This window comes from Bartonella sp. AC10YNML (assembly GCF_042196825.1).
In the GTDB taxonomy this organism is placed as follows: domain Bacteria; phylum Pseudomonadota; class Alphaproteobacteria; order Rhizobiales; family Rhizobiaceae; genus Bartonella.
This window is the reverse complement of the sequence record NZ_JBHIRA010000001.1, coordinates 158,226-180,539: the sequence shown is the minus strand read 5'-3', so window position 1 is coordinate 180,539 and position 22,314 is coordinate 158,226. Positions and strand designations below refer to the sequence as shown.

Here is a 22,314-nt window from a genome sequence, read left to right as displayed (position 1 = left end):
AAACTTACACTAAAAACAAAAGAACCTTGTTTCTTTTGGAAACAAGGTTCTTTCATTAAGCGATGATCTTTTAAAATCAATCACGGTTTGAACCAAGAAATTGTAGCAAGAAGACAAACATATTGATGAAATCAAGATAAAGATTCAATGCACCCATAATAACTTTACGTCCTCTTGTATCACCTTCATCTCCTTCGTAATACATCAACTTAATGTTTTGAGTATCGTAAGCTGTTAAACCAGCAAAGATAAAAACACCAATAACGGAGATAGCAAATTGCAAAGCACTTGACCCAAGAAAAATGTTTACAATCATAGAAAGTAACAAACCAATCAATCCCATAAATAAGAATGAACCGATTGCTGTAAGATCACGCTTTGTTGTGTATCCATAAAGTGAAAGAGCTCCAAAAGTTGCAGCGGAAATAACAAAGGTTTGTACAATACTTTCTGTCGTATAACGCAAAACGATTGAAGATAGTGAAAGACCAACCAGAGCAGCATAACCAAAAAAGAGGCTACGAGCAGCATTTGTGCTCAGTGTATTAATTTTAAAACTGAGGAATAAGACCGCTATGAGTGGTGCAAACATAACAATATAAGAGAATGGTGATGTATAAAATGTTACTCCAAAAGATGTTAAATAAACACTGCTATTGATTTGAGCTGCTGCTTGACTCATATCTGTTGTCGTTGCTAATGATACAATTGCATAAGCGGCAGCAGCTGTAATAAGCAAACCAATGGCCATTGTATTGTAGACACCCAACATATAGTCGCGCAATCCCAGATCAATTGATGCATCGGCATGAGAAGCAGGCGCCGAACGTAAATTTTTAAAATTAGCCATAATATAAAATCCTTTAGCATATGTTCCGTCAGATATTGGGGTTTAAAAGTACCTCTGTCATTACAGATAAACACTTCGTATAAGTCCTAAATTGGCTAACACAAAAACCCTAAGAATCACTGGCGGAATTCCAGCACATCTGCTCTTATTATGGAGATTTATTTAAAAATTACAAGAGATTTATCTGAAGAAGGAACCTTACAAATTGGTAAGGAAATAGTTTATTTTGATGAAATAATATTTCCATTTTTTGCCATATTTTTGCAAGATAAAAAGACTATACTTAAAATTTTTTTACTGTTCATAGAAATTGTGTAATATAATTCTCTGTAAGGTATCAACGGTCTTTGCTTTGATGAAGAGAGAGGCAAATGTCGTCGCACTGTTTTTCAACTTACAATATTGCATCTGCTCTATACGGTTAGAAGACCTATTGAATTGAATCTTTTTATATAAAAACTGATATATAATAATAAATTATCGTTTTGTATGCTAAATTCTTCTCCGAATATCGTAAGATTCTCTGATGACAAATTTTCTTATATTAAATCAATCAAGGTTATTTATTTGCTTGCTCCACACAAGCAAGATTGGTGTGTAAAAGACATGGTTTTAATTAATTCAACATGCGAAAGTTCGAAATAAAAGAAATTTAGGGTTCTCATTCAATATACAAAATGGTAAACTATCATTATATATCAATATGTTGTATTATAAATAAAACATTGAAAATAGTTAAAAGATGTTGCTTATTAAGCAATATAAATAAAAGAGGGGTGTTTTTACACGAAGCGCTTAAGAAAAACACTGTAAAAATGACGCCTGTAAAAACTAAAAAACATATGAAAAGTAATTGTTTTAAGCAAATGAACAGAATTTAAATGCTGTAAAATATTTCCTCTCAGAATGGGATATAGGACATATGAATAAAAAATTATTGGTTTCTATTTGAGTTCATTCCTTTTACACGGATCAAGTATATAAAGATCAAGTGAAAGTAAGGTTTTATAATTCCATGAAAAGAAACACATGAAATTATTAGAAACAAGAATTGATTGAGAAAAATCAATTTGTAATCAGACTTGTGATGATTAATAACCTCTGGTTTTTAAGGCGCTGAACATATCAATGAGAAGATGTGCTATTGGAATGACGTTTTGCCTTCATCCAAGTACGCAATTCTTCAATAAGGATGGCAATAACACCAAGAGTGATAAAACTATCTGCAAGGTTGAAAATAGCAAAATGAAAGATATCATCAATATGAAAAAGGATATAATCAGTGACATGATGAAAGCGAATACGATCAATAAGATTGCCTATTGCTCCTCCAATAATAAGGATAAGACCAAAGCGCATTAAAGACTTATTATATTCAGTATTTTTCCATAACCATAGAAGAAAGATAATCACAATGATCGTGATGGCGATGATTCCCCAGTGAGAAAAGGAAGAAAAAAATGAAAATGCAATGCCAGAATTGCGCACATGATAAAGGGAAAGAAAAGGAATAAGCGAAATTTCTGTTCCTAAAGGCATATTGTGCATAATCCAGTATTTGACAGCTTGATCAAGTACTACTGTAAAAGCCAAGCCCAAGAGAAGAAAAGGGAGTGATTTACGAATCATGTTTTTCCTCACATGGTTCCAGTATTAAATAAGGGCGACGGATTTCATAAAGCATAACAGCTGTTGCTACTGCTAGATTAAGCGAATCAGCACGTCCACTTTGTGGAATACGCGCGAGTTTATTACACCGCCTTGTAAGAATATCTGATAATCCCTGTTTTTCATTTCCCATTAAAAGGATAACAGGACCATTTTTGAAATCAAGTGTCCGATAATCCAGAGATCCTTTAAGATGCGTGCCAACGATCATGCCTTTAAAGTGAGCAGACCAGTTTAAAAAGGCGCTTTCATCAAAACGATAAAGCGGTATAGAGAAAATTGATCCCATAGTTGCACGAACTGTTTCAGGCGAGAAAGGGTCTGTTGTTTCGCCAATTAAAATAACACCTTTAGCACCTACGGCATCGGCAGTTCGGATAATGGTACCAAGATTTCCAGGATCACGCACACGATCAAGCGCGATATAAACATCTTTAGTCTGTTCAGTTATCATTTCAAGAGGTTGCCATTTTTGTTTAAAAATACCAATAACTGTTTGTGGATTATCGCGTCGGGTAAGTGATTCCATAACCTTTTGTGAAGCTTTAATCACAAAACCACCATTGGCTACAACGCGTGCAGCAATATTTTCGATAGCAGCATTACCGATTTTGCTTTTAGAAAAAATAAGCGTCTGTATTGTCCAGCCGAGATCGAGAGCATCAATGACCAACTTCAATCCCTCTGCCATGAAAAGACCTTCTTTATTACGATTTTTCTTTTGGCTGAGCGCTTTAAGATCTTTTATAATGGGGTTGCTAAGAGAAGTAATTTCTTTCACTTTGCCAGTTTTAGGTCTAAACATATTCAAGCAATCCAACGGCTAAAAAGGGAAGTAGAAAGAGCGCGTCCTGCAACTTCTTCACGCAAAATAAGTTCTCCTGATTCGACCTTACCACCAAGATTTACAAATGCATCACGCATTAAAGCATGAAGTGCAAAGAAAGAAGCACGAATAGAGTAAGCTGTAAGCACAACAGAGAGCGGTTTATCAGAGAGAAGTTTACGACAATTTGTGATCATATCTGGTAAATGATCAAACAGTTGCCAAACTTCACCATGGGGTCCACGCCCATAAGCAGGGGGATCAAGGAGAATCATATCATAGCTTTTCTTACGACGCAGTTCACGCTCGACAAATTTCATAGCATCATCGCAAATCCAGCGAATAGAATGATCTGGTAATCCTGCTCTTTCTTGATTAGCTTTTGCCCACGCAATGGCTTTTTTAGAAGCATCAACATGGGTAACATTCGCACCCGCTCGTGCTCCAATCAAAGAGGCAATACCTGTATAGCCAAAAAGATTCAACAATTTTATAGGGCGTTCGGCTTTAACAATTTGTTCTTCCATAGAGCGCCAATGGGCATCTTGTTCAGGAAAAACTCCCACATGACGAAAAGAAGTAAAACGGCCTAGAAAAGACAGTCCATTCCAAGAAAGTGGCCATGTCTCATTAAGTGGCTTTTTAGGAAAATGCCAACGACCAACCCCTTCTTCATCACGATTTCCCGTGAAAATAGCGTCCACATCAGCCCATTGTTTCTGTGATAAAGCGGGTTTCCATAGTGCTTGACCTTCTGGTCGAATAATGCGGTAAGCTCCATAACGTTCTAATTTTTGTCCATGACCAGAATCAATGAGAGCATAGTTTTCGCTTATACCCGTTTCTAAAATAAGGGGCAGCTTTTCCTGCGGATATCTATTATTATGGGAGGATTGAAAGCATTGTGGGGGCATGTTTTGTATCACGGTATATGAGGTATAAAAATATATTATAAAGCTCTTAAATGTTTCGTAAAAGTGCAAAAAAGCTAAAGTCAATTAAAACATGTATAAAAAAAGAAAAAGAGCACTTTTAACTCTGTACTGAATATAGAATACAGAGAGAAAAGATTTCATTTAAATACCATTACACCAGATTTGTGATAGATGTTTTCAATTTTTCAATCTCGGCTTTACTTTTTTTGAGAGCTTTTTTGTATTTGTGATAGGAAAACCAACTGATCAGATTTCCTAATAAAATACCAAAACCAAAGAAAATAAAGAGCCATATAAAGAGGGGAGCATGATAAGTAAAACTTTCAGGATTTGCTCGAAAAGGATCAAGGGTTAACGGAACCATTTGACGATTAGCTACGATAAAAACAATCAAAACCGCTGCGAGAATCACACTGATACTTGTTAGAAGAATACGTTTAATTATCATAAGTTTCTCACTGATTAAGACGGTCGCGTAAATCCTTGCCAGTTTTAAAAAAAGGAATCCACTTTTCTTCAACAGAAACGGCTTCACCTGTTCGTGGATTACGTCCATTACGGGCTGAACGGCTTTTTACAGAAAAAGCTCCAAATCCACGAAGTTCAACGCGATTGCCATTTGCAAGTGCTGTTGCAATTTCCTCAAAAATAGCGTTTACAATATTCTCCACATCCCGTTGAAAAAGATGCGGGTTATGACGAGCAATAATTTGCACAAGCTCTGATTTTACCACAATAGCCTCACTTTCACACAAAAAAATTTCGTAATTGTGCACTCCATGCATAATATTACAATATATAAACGGATAAAAGCAAAATAAAATCAAGAAAAAACAAATTGCAATAAACAAAATTTGAAAATACCTTCTATAAAGGGTATACAGATTAAAAATGCGGAGTATTTAAGAGATCAGGAGAGTATGTCCGTACACAAACATTATGAAGCCTTTTCAACGCAATCATCTTTTGGAGATGTTTTAAAAAAAGCATCCCGTCATTCGCGTCGCATTAGCGTATTAAAAATTTTTTTACCTCTCTTAGCGTTGCTTTCAGCGCTGGTTTTTTGCTGGTTTACGTTTTTCTTGGTTCCCGTTACTTCTGATTCTATGCCTTTGAATAATGGAGAAAGTGGCGTGATGAATTTGACGATGCTTAATCCAAAATTAGAAGGGTATACGCGTGCTCATGAACCTTATTGGCTTAAAGCAGAAAAGGCATTTCAAGACCATACACACGCTGGAATGATTGGGTTGCAAAACATTACAGCTAGAGCATTTATGGGCCAACAAAGACAGGTTTTTCTTTCAGCACAAGGGGGGGTTTACGATAACATTAATGGTTTTTTACAGTTGAATAAGCCATTCACCATTACAACGAACGATGGGATGATGGTACAATTTATGTCAGCTAGTATTAACTTATCCGAGGGACAGTTAAAAACAGATCAACGTGTTAATATTCAGCAGGCCGGTTTGCATCTTGCTGCAAACGCCTTACAAATTCGAGAAAAAGGAAAAAACATATATTTCCATGGTGATGTGCATTTAGTGCTTCAAAAGCAATGACGGAATATCAATACAAATCTTTAAAGGATATTTATAAAGAGAAGTATGTGTATATACAAACAGAAGAATTGAAATAATGAAATCGTACAAAAGATGGATAGGTGTGATGTTAGCTTTTAGCATGGGAATGTTAGGAGAAGGAGCAGTTTTAGGATATGCTGAAGGGACTCATTTTGGAATAAGTCTATCAAACGACAAAGAACCGGTAGAACTTCATGCAGATTCTTTGGAAATACGTGATAAAGAAGGGATAGCACTTTTTAAGGGTGATGTTTCAGTGGTGCAAGGTGAACGTCTTTTAAGAACGGCAGAATTAGTTGTTTACTACGATAAAGCATATAAAGAAATTGATAAAAACAAGGAAGATACAAAGGCATCATCTGTTTCTTTATTTGGTTCGTCGAGTATACAAAAAATGGAAGCTTTAGGAAAAGTTTATATAAAAATTGCTACGCAAGTTGCTACGGGTGATAAAGGCGTTTTTGATGGAAAGTCAAAAATGATGAGTTTGACAGGGAATCATGTTGTGTTAACTGATGGTGATAATGTGGCAACGGGGTGCAAACTAACGGCAAATATGGAAAGCGGAAAGGCTTTTTTAGAAGGTTGTGAGACGCCTAAGAAAAAAGGTCGTGTTTCTATTATTTTAAAACAAAATCAAAAGAATGGCCATTAAGATTTCATGTTTGGAATCAAAAGAAAAAAACAGACTGATAGGTATAATCTTGAAAGTGAAGCTTCAAAAAATCCCTTAAAAGGGACCTTGATTGCCAGTAATTTGATTAAAGTTTATCGAGGAAGACGAACAGTTAATGGTGTTTCTTTTGGCATTCGTACGGGAGAAGCCGTTGGCATTTTAGGACCCAATGGGGCAGGTAAAACAACTTGTTTTTATATGGTGACAGGGCTCATAAAATCTGATGGAGGCTCGATTAAAATTGATGGATTTGATATTACGCATCTTCCGATGTACCGACGTGCGCGTCTAGGTATTGGATATCTTCCACAGGAAGCGTCTATTTTTCGTGGTCTTTCAGTAGAAAATAACATTAAAGCTGTTTTAGAGGTCGTTGAAAAAGATCGTCTTAAACAACGTGAAGAGTTAGATAGCCTTTTACATGAATTTAAAATTGATCATTTACGTAAAATGTCTGCGCTTTCGTTATCTGGAGGTGAACGTCGGCGACTTGAAATTGCGCGCGCTTTAGCTTCTCGTCCCCATTTTATGTTACTTGATGAACCATTTGCAGGAATTGATCCTATCGCTATTTTCGATATTCAACAACTTATTCGTCATTTAACGAGGCGTGGCATTGGTGTTTTAATAACGGATCATAATGTACGTGAGACATTAGGGCTTGTCGATCGCGCTTATATTATTCATACAGGGCGGGTGTTAGTTCACGGTTGTCCTAACGATATTATCAACAACGTTGATGTACGCAGAATTTATTTGGGAAATCAGTTTTCTCTTTGATTTTACAGCTTTCACAAGTTTCCATTTAAGTTTAACCAAACATTATTACTGAAAATCTCCTTATTTATGCCAAAACTTCTTTTATGACTATAACCTTAATGTTGTTATTGAGTGGTGAAAAAGGTTTTATCATTAGAGGTTAGTTTGTTGTTTTATAAGTTTAGCTTACTCATAATTATATCATAGAAAAGATATCACTAGATTAACGTGATAATGAGTGATAAATGAAGCTCTCAATGAATGCGTGTGTTATTGAAAGGTAAAAGATATTTATCATATTTTTCTCTGTCGAATCAAATAATATATCGGTGATGCTGTTTTAGGTATTTTGATGGGAGCACCGGTTATATATTGCGGTTATTCAATAGGAGTTGTCGTATTTTATTGGTTTATATCGCCTATTTGAAAATAGGAGCTTGGCTACAGATATCAGGCTAAATCTATAAATCTTTTAAAATAATCATTAAATTTCTAAAAATCTTTATATTCTTGTTATAAGTCGATGTTCAAGCTATACAGTAATTTTCAAAGTAAAGATCCATTTTGCTCAGTATGCTTTTCATCTTAATTTAAGGGCTCATTTTTAAAGAAAGAAAAACTCTGATGGCGGATTATACATCAACTCTTATGACAAGTTTAATAAATTTATGAATAATGGCCTTTTTTAGAGTCGTAAGGAAATTAACTTTATGAACAATTTCATTTCTTTGGTTTCTTATGCCGTTAATGATGATCCGAATACTATTTATTGTTGTTTTAGAAGTGATATGAGATGTATTGAGCTATCACCCATTATAAATTGAAAAGTAAAAACACATGCGATGTTGCGAAAAGTGAAAGAACATTAAGTATCTATAGCGTTTATAGGTTTATTGATGAGCATTTTAGCGTGTAAGAGGAAAATTAAAGTATGAATTTGAGTGAGTTAATAGCACCGGAAGCGATCATTCCGGCTCTTAATGCTAATTCGAAAAAACAGGTTCTGCAAATTTTAGCCGAAAAAGCTTCCAAGCTAACAGGTCTTAGTGAGCATGTGATTTTTGATGTTGTTTTACAACGCGAGAAGCTTGGTTCAACGGGTTTAGGTGGAGGTATTGCGATTCCTCATGGAAAATTACCTGATATTAATCGGATCATTGGTATATTTGCACGTCTTGAAAGTCCTGTTGATTTTGAAGCTCTTGACGACGAACCTATAGATCTCGTTTTTCTCCTTTTAGCACCTGAAAATGCTGGTGCAGATCACTTAAAAGCTTTATCACAGATCGCACGTGTTTTGCGTCACACTGATGTTGTACAAAAGTTGCGCAGTACGCATAATGCCAATGCGCTTTATGCTTTATTGATTCAGACTTCAGAATCAAATGCAGCTTAAAAGGTATTATGAGCGTATAAATTGCGAGGTATGCACTACAGAGCGTAGGAAAGAATATAATTTGCATCTTAAGACTAATAACAAAAGGTTGTGTCATGAGATTTAAGAAAATTACTTCTAAATGAACCTTCTTTTTAAAGAGCAACCAACAAAAACGAAGGGCTTTTCCTTTCTTGTTCTCGTATATTAAAGCATCTAATTATTATGTTCGTGGATTCTTTTATCCTGTTATACTGTAAAAACACTGTCATTTGAGATATAGTGAGATAAATTCTGTAAGTCTTCTTAATATATTAAGTGCTTTTAGAGTGCGTGGTAAATATTTTTAAGCAGGACTTGTCTGTAGAGCCTTTAGTTAAGTGAATCACATGAGTGGGAAGAAAAGAGGAGACCGCTCGACAAGAATCCAAACTTTTTCAGTCCAAATTGGATTAAGAATCTTCGTCCTTTGAAAGCGAGAAAGAAATCAACAGAAAAGTTTATTTGTGCATTGAATTTTTTTGTAAGTTGAGTTTGAGTGTTTAGGGATAATATTTTAATGCTCAAGAAGAAATAAGAAATATATTGTATCTTCAGTATAGCAAGATATTGATTTTAAATATAATTCACTATTTCGCATGTTAGATGAGAGATCCGAATATTGTAAAATTCTCTCATTCCAAACTTGTTTATGTTGAATCAATCAAAACCATTTCCTTGCACGTTGTAAACGGAATTAGCGTGTGGATAAAAACTGTACAAGAAAGGGGTAAAGATGCTTCTTATGAATCGTCTCAAGTATTGAGGGTTGCAGCAAAACATTGGGAGCTGGAAAATAGTGTTATGGTGCCATCTTTCTTCTTCACAAGTGGAGAGATCAACTATTTTATAGATATGATTTAGATGTCTGCTGTTGTATAGAGCTCATGCTAAAAAACAATTTTGTACGGTAAGAATGAAAATTATACCTTTAGGTTGGGTGAAAGAGTTTTTATACATAGGAAGATTTATTTAAGTGTCTTTAATTGATTAAAATATTGTTTAAAAAATGGTAATGTTAGAACTGCTATAGAAAAAAGTTTTATATTTCTTTTTATAAATTACTTAGAAATAAGATAAGGAGACTTTCCAAAAGAATTCTTAAGAAGTTTTTTATAACAGAAAGAAAAATATCGTCTGATACATTAAAATAATACGATTAAGCTATTATAAGCTACTAAAATCATTTTAGAAATTAATAATTGGAGATGAAATATATAGGGAAATAAGATCAAAAGAAACAAAGTTGTATGTGATTATTGAGATAGAATCTAAATTCTTTATGTTTTATTATTAATATCTTGATAATATTTTATTATTTTTACAAGGTTTTTTGAAGGTTGAGAAAAAGTGTTATCGGGACGATGTTGAATACGAAATATGAATGCACTATAATGAGTAAAAGGTGGAGTATTTTGCGAACATAAATGTATTGAATGCATAAAGTCGAGAAGTGATATTCGTAAGGCGATTAAGCTTTTTTGCGGGGAGTCCGGGGTGTATTTTCAAAATTTTGCATCAGATTGCTTGTGATATAAAGAGTATGGTTTATTTCTTAATAGTGTGATGGTATGTTTTCATCTCGTTTTGAGGTTCTATAGCTTAAAGAAATCGTTTTTTATACAAAAACGAAATAAGTAGCGTAAAATGAAGATGTTATTTTTTAATGTGGTTATTGAATAAGAAGTTTATTTTTTGGTAACGATTAAAAGGTCATAATGAAACGTAGAAATCTATTTTGATTAGTTTGAAAATATTTCGCTTATTGAAGGAATTAGGACAATAACACATGAATATCGAGGAGTTTTTGTTGAATTTTTCCAATGAAGAAAATCTTGTTAGAGACTAAAGAAGTGAGCTAAATGAAGATGTTTGAAAAGACTGTTATTGCTGCATCTGTAATGGTTCTTGTTACAGCAGGAGTGGCATATGCACAAACGCCAAGCCGTTTAAATCAATTTGAAGCGTGGGGAGCCTATTCTTATAAATCGCCCAAAAATACGATTTGCTATGTGTTATCGGTACCTTTGAAGGCTCTTCCAACGACAGTTAATCATGGTGATAACTTTTTCTTGGTTACCAAGCGTTCTCATTCACCTATTTCGTTTGAACCGCAGTTCATGGCTGGTTATTCCCTTCAAGAAGGGTCTAGAGTGACAGTGACCATTGGAGGTAAGGATTTTGATTTTTTCACTAAAGATTCCTCAGCTTGGTTGGCGTCATCAGAGCTAGAAAAGCAGCTTGTTTCTGCTATGCGTGCTGGAAGCAATATGACAGTGAAAGCGATATCAAAACGAGGAACGCATACCACTTATACTTATTCCTTAAAAGGGGTCACTGCTGCATTAAATGCAACTCAAAAGTGCCATTAAGGTTTCGATAACTTCTAAAATAGTGATGTGAATTAGAAAGCAATGGCCATTTCCTATGACCTTAGACCAGTTGGTTCATGTTTTGCACGAAAAACAGATAATGTGGTCGTGAAGGAGAGTTCTAAGCTCTCTTTAATTGGTTTGTCGCAAGACGAAATGATGCAAGCTTTAAAGACAGTTGGTGTCCCAGAGCATCAAACGCGTATGCGTGTGCGTCAGCTTTGGCATTGGCTTTATGTACGTGGTGTTTCAAATTTTGATGAGATGCTGAATATTTCTAAAGCAATGCAAGAAACACTTAAGTGTCATTTCTCCATTGCGCGCCCAGAAATTGTTGGAGAACAAATATCAAAAGATGGTACGCGTAAATGGCTCTTACGTTTTCCTGCACGTGGAGCTGGAAGGCCTGTTGAAATTGAAACGGTTTATATTCCTGAAGAAGGGCGTGGTACTTTATGTCTTTCATCGCAAGTAGGGTGTACGTTAACCTGCTCCTTTTGCCATACAGGAACACAGATGCTTGTTCGCAATCTGACTGCAGAAGAAATTTTGGCACAGTTATTGGTTGCACGTGATTGTTTGGGTGATTTTCCTGATAAGAATACTCCTGATGGGGCAATTGTTCCCATTGAAGGGCGCAAAATTACCAATATTGTTATGATGGGAATGGGAGAACCTCTTTATAATTTTGAAGCTGTTAAAAAAGCTTTATTGATTGCTTCTGATGGCGATGGACTTTCTTTATCAAAACGTCGAATTACGCTTTCAACTAGTGGGGTTGTTCCTGGAATTATCCGAACCGGAGAAGAAATTGGTGTTATGTTGGCGATTTCACTCCACGCAGTACACGATACATTAAGGGATATGCTTGTTCCCATTAATAAAAAATATCCGCTTTCTTTACTAATGGATGCTTGCCGTAATTATCCTGGTCTTTCTAATGCAAAGCGAATCACATTTGAATATGTTATGCTAAAAGATATCAATGATAGTTTAGATGATGCAAAGCGATTGATTCAGCTATTGAAAGGGATTCCTGCTAAGATCAATTTAATTCCTTTTAATCCGTGGCCAGGGAGTAACTATCAGTGTTCTGATTGGGATCAAATCGAGCGTTTTGCTGATGTCGTTAATCAAGCGGGTTATGCTTCTCCTATTCGGATACCGCGTGGACGCGATATTTTAGCTGCATGTGGACAGCTTAAATCGGCTTCAGAGCGCTTACGGAAATCTGAACGTTTGCGACTTGAAAATGCTGTTGGTCATTAGTTAATACAATTTTTAGCTATATAGCGAAGCGATATAAAGTCTGTGCTTTTTTGTTTGTAAATTAATATCCAAACCTCGTGCGATAGCATATGTGAGACAGAGATTAAGATTGGATAATTGCTAGACGAACAGTTTCAGCGTTTATATGCTAAATGGGGTAAGAGATTGTCTATAGTCTGTTTGCATAATCTCTGAAATAAGAAGGAAACCTAATTTAGAGGGAATATGAAGTCTTAAGGATTGTAACTAATTTCTACCTTATTATCATACTCATTAATTAGGTTTTGTGTCTTTTAAAAGCATCTACGGTAATACCTTTTAAAAAGTGGAGATTGTGCAGTGCCTCATGCTTTTGTTTATTATTCTTCTTAAATAAGATCACACATCACAAGCAAAACAGAGAATCTAACATATAAATACCATTGAGTTATCCATTGATATGTTTTTTAAGTATCTCTTAGTGCACTCTTCATATCACGATAATGCTTGTGAGGAGTATAACAAAAAGCTTCTGTGAAATGTATGTACTCCTACACCTTTATGTTTAATAAAGGTGTAAATTGGTACCACCATTCTATTTTTTAGCTCCCAATGTTGTAACAGCTTTTAGTACTTGAGATGGTTTATAAGAGGTGTTTTTATTCTTTTCTTAGATAGTTTTTATCCATACAAAAACTCCAGCTTCTCTTGTGATGTACAAAGGAAAGGTATTGTTTTATTCAAAATAAACAGGTTTGAAATGAAAAAATCTTATAATATTTGTTTTTATTTAAATTAAAAGCGATACATTACACTTATAAATCAATGTTTTGTAACCACAAGGAGATGGAGGGCAAAGCTGGTAAAAGTACCTGCAATAAGCCAATCGAGAAAGCGAAGATAAAGAGGGTTCTGTTTAAGGATTTTGGTAAGTTTATGCGCTGTAAAAACGACTGAAATTGTAATGGGGAAAGAAATAGGAATATAAGAGAGTCCTAAAAAGAGCAGCTTTTGTGTTGCCATAGGATCATTTGCATTGATAAATTGTGGTAAGAATGTTGCGTTAAAGAGTATGACTTTAGGATTGAGAAGATTAATTCCAATACCAGCAAGATAGTTACGTTTAGAGCTTTGAGGTTTAGAAGATGTTGGTTCAAAGGAAAGTGTCGGGTTTCTCCTTAATGCTTGAAAGGCAAACCATAAAAGATAAAAGGCGCCAACAATTTTCAGAAAAACAAAAGCGTGTGGCGCAGCAAAAATAAGCGCTGATAAACCAAGTGCTACAGCTGTAACCTGAATGGCAAATCCTGTTGCACTTCCCAAGGCGCACATAATTCCAGCTTTTTTGCTTTGTGTAATGGTTCGTCCTACAGAAAGCATCATATCAGGTCCTGGAATAAGTGCTAAAATCAACGATGCTAAAGCAAATTGTACAACAATAGACCACTCCGGTAGAAATGACACGTCAATCTCCTCTTATTTTTAAGTAATGTTCATTATTTATACTTTGAGGCGTCTTTATTTATGCTTTTTGAGTCTTTTTAATGTTGTTTAAAGAGAATTTATTTTTATATTTCTTGTGTCGTTTTAATTTTTTAGAAAAAAAGAACAATTCGTATAGAGCTTTAGAATGAAAAAGTGGAAAAGTATTAGAAAAGTTGTTTTGGCTTATTCGGGGGGATTGGATACGTCAATTATTCTCAAATGGTTACAAAGTACGCTAGGCGTTGAAGTTGTGACTTTTACAGCAGATTTGGGGCAGGGGGAAGAATTAGAGCTTGCTCGTCGTAAAGCTGAAATGCTAGGTGTTAAAGAAATCTACATTGAAGATTTGCGTGAAGAATTTGTGCGTGATTTTGTTTTTCCGATGTTTCGAGCCAATACCGTTTATGAAGGGACTTATCTTTTAGGAACATCAATTGCACGTCCACTTATTTCAAAACGTCTTATTGAAATTGCTAAGGAAACAGGGGCAGATGCCATTGCTCATGGAGCAACGGGCAAAGGCAATGATCAGGTACGCTTTGAACTTTCTGCTTATGCACTTAATCCTAATATAAAGATTATTGCTCCGTGGCGTGATTGGGATTTTAAGAGTCGGACAGATCTGTTTGAATTTGCGCGTATGCATCAAATTCCTGTAGAAAAAGATAAGCAAGGCGAAGCTCCTTTTTCAGTGGATGCAAATTTATTACATTCTTCATCAGAAGGAAAGATTTTAGAAAATCCAGCACTTCCTGCTCCTGAATATGTCCATATGCGTACTCTTTCGGTGGAAGATGCTCCAGATGAAGCAACCAGAATCACTCTTGGCTTTAAAAAAGGCGATGCTGTTTCAATCAATGGAAAAAATTTATCTCCTGCAACTTTACTTGCAGAATTAAATCATTATGGGCGGGATAATGGTATTGGTCGGTTGGATCTGGTAGAAAATCGCTTTGTAGGTATGAAATCGCGGGGTATTTATGAAACACCAGGGGGGACCATTCTTTTAACGGCTCACAGAGCTATAGAATCTTTAACGTTAGATCGTGGCGCAGCTCATTTAAAAGATGAATTGATGCCACGTTATGCAGAACTCATTTATTATGGCTTTTGGTTTTCTCCCGAACGTAAGATGTTGCAAGCAGCTATTGATTTATCTCAAGAACATGTTGAAGGTGAAGTCACGTTAAAGCTCTATAAGGGGAATGTGATTGTTGAAGGGCGCCAAAGTAAAAAATCACTTTATTCCAGTGAGTTGGTAACTTTCGAGGATGATCAAGGTGTTTATGATCAAAGAGATGCGACTGGTTTTATTAAATTAAATGCTCTACGTTTGCGTACATTAGCAAGGCGTCATCAAGGTGATAAAGAAAAGAAATAAAAATTACTTTGATAAGTATCATGTGGGGGAGTGTTTTTGTATAAAACGCTTAATTTAAGAATTTTTACCTGTTGGTTTTTACAGTTCTTTCGTTGAATGTTAGATTTTTCGTTTTTTTGCGAATGACGGTAATAAGCAAGATCCACGAAAATAATAATGAAGGCTCTGATAATCAAAACAAGACAATTTTGCTTTATAACGTTCAATGTTTTTGATTTTTATCAGAACAAAATATGTTTACAGTGAGGGTGGTTTTTGTATTGTGACTTAAGAGTATAAAGAAATTTACATCTTTTTGCTTGCTATTATTGACGAATAAATTCAAGAACCATACACCCTATTTTGGAAGATTATAATTTTTAGGATAAATAATGATGCGTAATCAGTGTGATGCCCTTAGCCTTACGCCTGAATTAAAGGATGCGGCTGCTCAATCGAGAACTTGGCCATTTGAAGAAGCACGTAAGATTATCAAACGGTATGAAAAGACGGGTTACCCAGACAGTATAATATTTGAGACCGGTTATGGACCTTCTGGTTTACCGCATATTGGAACTTTTGGGGAAGTTGCACGTACAACCATGGTGCGTCATGCATTTCATATTCTCACAGAGAATAAAGTAAAAACAAAATTGCTTTGTTTTTCTGATGATATGGATGGTTTGCGCAAGGTTCCTGAGAATGTGCCAGATCGCGAGAAGATGGAACATTATCTTGGTCAACCGTTGAGCCGTGTACCTGATCCTTTTGGAGATGATTATCCTTCTTTTGGAGCGGCAAATAATGCGCGGTTACGGGCTTTCCTTGATCGTTTTGGTTTTGATTATGAATTTGCAAGTGCTACGGATTATTACAATTCTGGTCGTTTTGATGAAACACTTTTAAAAATTCTTGCTTGTTATGACAAGGTGATGGCAATTATTTTACCAACATTAGGTGAAGAGCGACAGGCGACCTATTCTCTTTTTTTACCGATTTCTCCTTTTTCTGGAAAAGTATTACAAGTACCAATGATTGCGCGTAATGTTGAAAAAGGGACAGTTACTTATATTGAACCTGAAACAGGAGAAACCATAGAAACAGAGGTTACAGGGGGTAAAGTTAAGTGTCAGTGGAAGGTCGATTGGGCTATGCGTTGGGCAGCGCTTGGCATTGATTATGAAATGGCAGGAAAAGATCTTATCGATTCCACAAATCTTTCTTCTAAAATTTGTAAAGTACTGGGTGGAAAGCCTCCAGAGGGATTTAACTATGAACTCTTTTTAGATGATAAAGGGCAAAAAATTTCCAAATCCAAGGGAAATGGCTTAACCATTGATGAATGGCTTACATATGCTCCAACAGAGAGCTTAGGGCTTTATATGTTTTCAAAGCCCAAGACAGCAAAACGGCTTTATTTTGATGTTATTCCCAAAGCTGTGGATGAATATTATGCGCATCTTTCTGCCTATGGTCGTCAAAGTTGGCAAGAACGGCTCAATAATCCTGTATGGCATATTCATAATGGTTGTCCACCGCAGGTTGATTTACCTGTACCTTTTGCGATGCTTTTAAATTTGGTAAGTGCTTCAAATGCAGAGAATGCAGGGGTTCTTTGGGGTTTTATTTCTCGTTACGCTAAGGGAGCAAATGCGCAAACTTGTCCAGAACTTGATCAATTGGTGAAATTTGCCATTAAATATTTTGATGTTTTTGTTAAACCAAACAAAAAATTTCGTATACCAGATGACAGCGAACGAGCAACATTAGCACAAATTGATGCAAAATTAGCCAATTTGCCTGAAACTGTTGATGGCAACACACTACAAAATACACTTCTTGATGTTGCGCGGTTAACGGAACGCTATCAAGATCATAGCAAAAAAAGCCCTGAAGGTGGGCCTGGCGTTTCCAATGTTTTTTTTCAAATGTTGTATGAGGTCCTTTTAGGACAAGAGAGAGGTCCACGATGGGGATCATTTATAGCGCTTTATGGGATTAATGAAATGCGTGCACTGATTGCTGAAGCACTTGCACGACCTATGGAGGAATAATGGAACGAAGAGTACAGGAAGTAAAGCGGCGCCGTACATTTGCAATTATTGCTCACCCAGATGCTGGGAAAACAACATTGACGGAAAAGCTTTTATTGTTTGGTGGTGCTATTCAACTTGCAGGAGAAGTAAAAGCCAAAAAAGATCGTATTCAAACTCGTTCTGACTGGATGAATATTGAGCGTGATCGTGGTATTTCTGTTGTGACTTCTGTGATGACGTTTGAATATGAAAATCATATTTTTAATCTCCTAGATACCCCAGGCCATGAAGATTTTGCAGACGATACTTATCGCACGCTTACAGCGGTTGACAGTGCTATCATGGTATTGGATGGGGCCCGCGGGATTGAGCCTAGAACACTAAAACTGTTTGAAGTGTGTCGGATGCGGGATATTCCTATTGTTACTTTTATCAATAAAATGGATCGTGAGGCGCGTGATCCTATAGAGCTTTTAGATGAAATTGAAGAAAAGCTTGCTCTTGATACCGCCCCCATAACATGGCCCATTGGGACGGGTAAAGATTTCGTTGGGACTTTTGATCTTCATCATAACCGTTTTCGCCAAAAAGATGATGAGATAACCCAGCGGATCGTTTCAAATCCCAGTGAGGTTGTCCATTTACTTCCCCAATATCAACGTTCCACTTTTCTTGAAGGAGTAGAACTCGCTCAAAGTGTTTGCAAGAATTTTGATCTTCAAGCTTTCCGTGAAGGTCATATGACTCCGGTTTATTTTGGTTCAGCTTTACGAAATTTTGGTGTTCGTGATTTGATCAATGCGCTTATTGATTTTGGTCAAAGTCCTCGTGATCAAAGTGCAGATCAGCGCAATATCATAGCAACTGAACCTAAAATGACGGGATTTGTTTTTAAAATTCAAGCGAATATGGACCCTAATCATCGTGATCGTATTGCATTTTTTCGGGTATGTTCGGGAACACTTGAACGTGGTATGAAGACAAAATTGGTCAGAACAGGAAAACCGATGACACTTTCTGCTCCACAATTTTTCTTTGCGCGTTCGCGCCAAATTGCTGATCAAGCCTATGCCGGTGATATCGTAGGGATTCCTAATCATGGAACATTGCGTATTGGTGATACTTTGACTGAAGGAGAAGATATTCTTTTTAAGGGAGTACCCAATTTTGCACCAGAGATTTTGCGTCGTGTTTGTTTGGGTGATCCAATGAAAGCAAAAAAGCTCAGAGAAGCTTTGCAACAAATGGCTGAAGAAGGGGTTGTGCAATTGTTTATTCCTGATGATGGGTCGCCTTCTCTCATTGGTGTTATTGGTGCTTTGCAAATTGATGTTTTAAAAGAGCGATTAAAAATAGAATATTCTTTGCCAGTGAATTTTGAGTCTGCACGCTTTAATTTATGCCGTTGGATTTCAGCGCAGAGCAAAGATGAGTTGCAAAAGTTTCTCAACAATCATCGCTCTGCTCTTGCGTATGATTTAGAAGGTGATCCAGTTTTTTTAGCGGAGAACCATTTTTCATTAAATTATGAAGCAGAAAGAGCTCCTAAGATAAAATTTTCTACTTTTAAAGATTATCAGGTAAGCTCTTAATGTAAAGAAGAATTTTTTATGTAACAATTTGGTTGATAATGATTTTTCATATCGAGTTAGGGATCTGAATATTGTTATTTTTTCTGAAAACAAAAGGAGTATGTAAAGAACACTTTCAGGTTGTATTATATAAAGAGAGAAGTAAATTTATTTATAATATTCAATAAGTTATAATATATTTGTAATTGTAACGTCTTTTAAAATTTTGATATATTTTTTCACAATAGCTTAAGACAAGGTCATATATTTAAGTATTTTGAATGTCAGTTAAAAATCTCCTGTATAAATAGAGCTTTTCAGTTTTTTCTTGTATGAAAATTGTATACAGTCAAAATAAAGCAAATAATCAATAAGATGAAATTTGTTATTCCCAATATGAGATCATATGACTTATAAGCCACGTGTCTTTTCTATATCTTCTGGAACGGCTTTTTTGCCTCACTTTGTTGATGCACTGCTCTCTGGTACCCTTATTGATAATTTTGCTCCCAATGGAGACATTCAAACTGCTCTTGCTGATAGCCTTATTTATGTTCCGACACGTCGTGCTGCGCGCGCTTTGCGTTTAGCTTTTGTTGAAAGAAGTAATACACACTCAACCTTTTTACCAACTATTCGTGCTCTAGGAGATGTCGATGAAGACAGTTTCCTTTTTGTTGAAAATCATACTAGCGCTTTAAATCCGCCTATTGGAGAAAGTGAACGCCTACTGCTTTTAGCGCGCCTTATTCGTCCATGGCGTGAAAATTTACCTGCGCATCTGCGTGCCATGTTTGGTACAGAAGATGTGCTTATTCCAGCTCATAGTGCTGATGCAATTTGGCTTGCTCAAGATTTAGCACACTTGATGGACGAAATTGAAACAGAAGGAGCAGATTGGTCGAAACTTAAAGATATTGCCCCTGACATGGTCGCTGAATGGTGGCAGATAACGCTCGATTTTCTGACTATTGTTACGCAAAATTGGCCACAAATCTTGACAGAAAGACAACGAAGTAATCCCGCTGAATGGCGTAATCAAGCACTCACAATGCATGCAGAGAATTTACGACGTACGAAGCCTGATAAACCGATCATTGCAGCTGGTGTGTCAGGTTCTATGCCCGCAGTTTCTCATCTTTTAAAGGTTATAGCTTCTCTGCCCAAAGGGGCTGTTGTTCTTCCTGGCCTTGATTTTTATATGGATGAAGAACAATGGAATGCATTAAGCACAAGCAATAAAGAAAAAACAGCTTGCGATTTTTTTGATCCTGCAGAAAATATTTTTAGCCATCCTCAATATCATTTAAAAAAACTTCTTTCTCTCATGGGGTGTCAACGTCGCCATGTTTGCGAAATTGGCCAACAAAGTAGCACAAAGAAAAGACGAATGGCTCTTTTATCGGAAGCATTGCGACCTGCTTCTACGACAGATAAATGGATACAAATTGTCCGTGATGATTATGAGGCTCTTTGTGCAGACTGGTCATTTATTGAAGCTATCAATGAACGTGAAGAAGCTCTCGCTATTGCTGTTGCTTTACGCAAAGCTATTGAAGAACCCCAAAAAACCGCAGCTCTTATTACAAATGACCGTAATTTAGCACGCCGTGTTACTGCGGAATTACAACGATTTGGAATTGAAGCAAATGATTCAGGGGGAATACCACTTGCCCAAACATTGCCTGTAACGCTTTTGCGGCTTATCTTAGAAAATGTATTACAACCTGATGATCCCATTGCTTTTCTTTCTCTTCTTAAACATCCCCTTACAACACTCCAACAAAACCGTCATCGTTTACGGGAAATGGCAGAAAATTTTGAACTTTTTGTTCTTCGAGGGAATACAGGGCGCATCAATCTTTGCGAATGTGATCAATTTCTTGAAAAATGGGTTGAAACATCTTTTCATAATAGTTCTGAAATCAACGCTCTTGATCAGCAGAAATGTGAAGAAGCACGTTTCCTTTGTCATCTTTTGAGGACAGCTGTTGAACCTTTAACATCTCTTATGAAACAAGAGAAAGAGTGCACCATCAACGAAGCTGTGATAGCAACTGTTGAAGTTTTTGAAAATTTTGGTCGCGATGAGGATAACTCTCTTGCACATCTTTATCAACACGAAGCAGGACAAGCCTTATCAAAGTTCTTACGTGAATTGGTCAGTGATCAATCAGGATTAACATTTCATCTTTGCGAATGGCCTGCTATGTTTTCTGCATTGATCGCAATGCGTTCCGTTACACCTTCTCCTGGAGGACATCCACGTTTATTCATCTGGGGTACTTTGGAATCGCGTTTGCAAACGGTTGATACAGTGGTCATCGGCGGTCTTAATGAAGGGTCATGGCCGATATCAACCCGAAATGATGCTTTTTTATCGCGACCGATGAAAATGATGTTAACTCTGGAGCCACCAGAGCAGCATATTGGTCTTTCCGCGCATGATTTTCAATGGGCGATGGGAATGGATAAAGTGGTGATGAGTCGCGCATTGCGCGTTAATCATACGCCTTCCATTCCTTCACGTTGGCTACAACGCTTAGAAACCGTCGTAGGACAACAAGTTTGGAAACAAATCCGTGCACGAGGTGAAATACTCCTTCATTGGGCAAAGATGCTTGATCATACAAACATGATTTCTGAGGTGAAGCGTCCCTGCCCTGTACCACCTCTTGATATGCGTCCACGTCATTTTTCAGTTACTGAAATAGAAATATTACGGTATGACCCTTATGCCATTTATGCTAAAAAAATCTTAAGGCTCAAACCACTTAAAGCCCTTATTCATAATTCTAGCGCTCCTGAACGTGGAACACTTTATCACGCTATTCTTGCAGATTTTTGCAGACAAATAAAAAATCTAAATGCTGCAAATGCATTAGATGTGTTGCTTGCTATTGGACGTAAAGAGTTTGATAAATTCAATTTTCCACCGGATATTGAAGTGATTTGGTGGGATAGTTTTGAAAATCTTGCTCCACGCTTTATTCAATGGGAACAAAGTTTAGGACTGCGAGAGCGATATTCGGAAGTGGTATCACAAAAAATCCCTATAGGAACAACAGGGGTAACCCTTTCAGGACGTGCTGATCGTCTTGATGTTTTGCCAGATAAAACGGTTGAAATTCTAGATTTCAAAACCGGAACCCCTCCTTCATCAAAACAAGTTCGTGAATTATTATTTCCGCAATTGGCTTTAGAAACAGCTTTACTCATACAAGGGGGATTCCCAGATTTTCAAGATTTTACCCCCTCAAATTTATTTTACATTCCTCTTAACAAAAAAGGTGAAATTAAATCCCAATCAATTCTTTTAAAGAAAAAAGACGGAAAAACTCATCTAAGTGCTGTTGATCTTGCTAACAATGCATGGGAAAATCTTATCGCACTCATAACTTATTATCAAAATCCACAACAAGGCTATCTTTCACACGCAGTCCCTATGTTAAAACAATATGAAAGTGACTATGATCATCTGGCACGCTTATGGGAATGGTCAAGTGGTTTTCATAAAGAAGAGTAATC

The 22,314-nt window shown here is 36.4% G+C and carries 17 protein-coding genes; 10 read left to right on the top strand and 7 right to left on the bottom strand.

The window, feature by feature from the left end; all coding sequences use genetic code 11:
* Nucleotides 1-76: 76 nt before the first annotated feature.
* The 6 genes from ACFINA_RS00650 to ihfB form a co-directional block, all read right to left on the bottom strand.
* Entirely contained in the window at nucleotides 77-850 is a 774-nt protein-coding gene (locus ACFINA_RS00650; protein WP_375606102.1) for a Bax inhibitor-1/YccA family protein, read from the bottom strand.
* Nucleotides 851-1,975: 1,125 nt separating this feature from the next.
* Nucleotides 1,976-2,479 (bottom strand): signal peptidase II, encoded by a 504-nt coding sequence (lspA, locus tag ACFINA_RS00645; protein ID WP_375606103.1) that lies wholly within the window; start codon nucleotides 2,477-2,479, stop codon nucleotides 1,976-1,978.
* Nucleotides 2,469-3,323 carry a TrmH family RNA methyltransferase gene (locus tag ACFINA_RS00640; RefSeq protein ID WP_375606104.1) on the bottom strand — a complete coding sequence of 285 codons (855 nt, stop codon included), beginning with the start codon at nucleotides 3,321-3,323 and terminating at the stop codon, nucleotides 2,469-2,471. The genes lspA and ACFINA_RS00640 overlap by 11 nt, the downstream gene beginning before the upstream one ends.
* Nucleotides 3,324-3,325: 2 nt before the next feature.
* The gene (locus ACFINA_RS00635; protein ID WP_375606105.1) at nucleotides 3,326-4,258 is read right to left on the bottom strand and encodes a class I SAM-dependent methyltransferase; all 933 of its coding nucleotides are present in this window, start codon (nucleotides 4,256-4,258) and stop codon (nucleotides 3,326-3,328) included.
* Between the two features lie 172 nt (nucleotides 4,259-4,430).
* Complete coding sequence (locus ACFINA_RS00630; protein WP_375606106.1) at nucleotides 4,431-4,727, bottom strand: lipopolysaccharide assembly protein LapA domain-containing protein; 297 nt, start codon at nucleotides 4,725-4,727, stop codon at nucleotides 4,431-4,433.
* A gap of 7 nt (nucleotides 4,728-4,734) precedes the next feature.
* Nucleotides 4,735-5,013, bottom strand: a complete 279-nt coding sequence (gene ihfB / locus ACFINA_RS00625) for an integration host factor subunit beta (protein WP_273790186.1) — start codon at nucleotides 5,011-5,013, stop codon at nucleotides 4,735-4,737.
* Nucleotides 5,014-5,199: 186 nt separating this feature from the next.
* On the opposite strand from ihfB, the gene lptC reads away from it, so the two are divergent.
* The 6 genes from lptC (at nucleotide 5,200) to rlmN (ending at nucleotide 12,355) form a co-directional block, all read left to right on the top strand.
* Nucleotides 5,200-5,844, top strand: coding sequence for an LPS export ABC transporter periplasmic protein LptC (gene lptC / locus ACFINA_RS00620; protein ID WP_375606107.1), 645 nt, complete (start codon nucleotides 5,200-5,202; stop codon nucleotides 5,842-5,844).
* 76 nt (nucleotides 5,845-5,920) lie between these two features.
* The gene (locus ACFINA_RS00615) at nucleotides 5,921-6,520 is read left to right on the top strand and encodes an LptA/OstA family protein (protein ID WP_375606108.1); all 600 of its coding nucleotides are present in this window, start codon (nucleotides 5,921-5,923) and stop codon (nucleotides 6,518-6,520) included.
* A gap of 6 nt (nucleotides 6,521-6,526) precedes the next feature.
* Nucleotides 6,527-7,321: an LPS export ABC transporter ATP-binding protein gene (gene lptB, locus ACFINA_RS00610; protein WP_012754448.1), complete on the top strand. Its 795-nt coding sequence runs from the start codon at nucleotides 6,527-6,529 to the stop codon at nucleotides 7,319-7,321.
* Nucleotides 7,322-8,231: 910 nt separating this feature from the next.
* Nucleotides 8,232-8,696: a PTS IIA-like nitrogen regulatory protein PtsN gene (ptsN, locus tag ACFINA_RS00605; RefSeq protein WP_375606109.1), complete on the top strand. Its 465-nt coding sequence runs from the start codon at nucleotides 8,232-8,234 to the stop codon at nucleotides 8,694-8,696.
* A gap of 1,886 nt (nucleotides 8,697-10,582) precedes the next feature.
* Nucleotides 10,583-11,086: an invasion associated locus B family protein gene (locus ACFINA_RS00600; protein ID WP_375606225.1), complete on the top strand. Its 504-nt coding sequence runs from the start codon at nucleotides 10,583-10,585 to the stop codon at nucleotides 11,084-11,086.
* 42 nt (nucleotides 11,087-11,128) lie between these two features.
* Nucleotides 11,129-12,355: a 23S rRNA (adenine(2503)-C(2))-methyltransferase RlmN gene (gene rlmN, locus ACFINA_RS00595; protein ID WP_375608992.1), complete on the top strand. Its 1,227-nt coding sequence runs from the start codon at nucleotides 11,129-11,131 to the stop codon at nucleotides 12,353-12,355.
* An 801-nt stretch (nucleotides 12,356-13,156) separates the two neighbouring features.
* Here rlmN and ACFINA_RS00590 read toward each other — a convergent pair.
* Nucleotides 13,157-13,798 carry a LysE family translocator gene (locus ACFINA_RS00590; RefSeq protein ID WP_375606111.1) on the bottom strand — a complete coding sequence of 214 codons (642 nt, stop codon included), beginning with the start codon at nucleotides 13,796-13,798 and terminating at the stop codon, nucleotides 13,157-13,159.
* Between the two features lie 166 nt (nucleotides 13,799-13,964).
* Between ACFINA_RS00590 and ACFINA_RS00585 the strand changes: the two genes are divergently transcribed.
* From ACFINA_RS00585 to addB, 4 genes are all read left to right on the top strand, one after another.
* Nucleotides 13,965-15,200: an argininosuccinate synthase gene (locus ACFINA_RS00585; protein ID WP_375606112.1), complete on the top strand. Its 1,236-nt coding sequence runs from the start codon at nucleotides 13,965-13,967 to the stop codon at nucleotides 15,198-15,200.
* A gap of 371 nt (nucleotides 15,201-15,571) precedes the next feature.
* Nucleotides 15,572-17,233, top strand: coding sequence for a lysine--tRNA ligase (locus ACFINA_RS00580; protein WP_375606113.1), 1,662 nt, complete (start codon nucleotides 15,572-15,574; stop codon nucleotides 17,231-17,233).
* Nucleotides 17,233-18,807, top strand: a complete 1,575-nt coding sequence (locus ACFINA_RS00575; RefSeq protein ID WP_375607918.1) for a peptide chain release factor 3 — start codon at nucleotides 17,233-17,235, stop codon at nucleotides 18,805-18,807. The genes ACFINA_RS00580 and ACFINA_RS00575 overlap by 1 nt, the downstream gene beginning before the upstream one ends.
* 385 nt (nucleotides 18,808-19,192) lie before the next feature.
* The gene (gene addB, locus ACFINA_RS00570) at nucleotides 19,193-22,312 is read left to right on the top strand and encodes a double-strand break repair protein AddB (protein WP_375614916.1); all 3,120 of its coding nucleotides are present in this window, start codon (nucleotides 19,193-19,195) and stop codon (nucleotides 22,310-22,312) included.
* The last annotated feature ends 2 nt before the right edge of the window (nucleotides 22,313-22,314 follow it).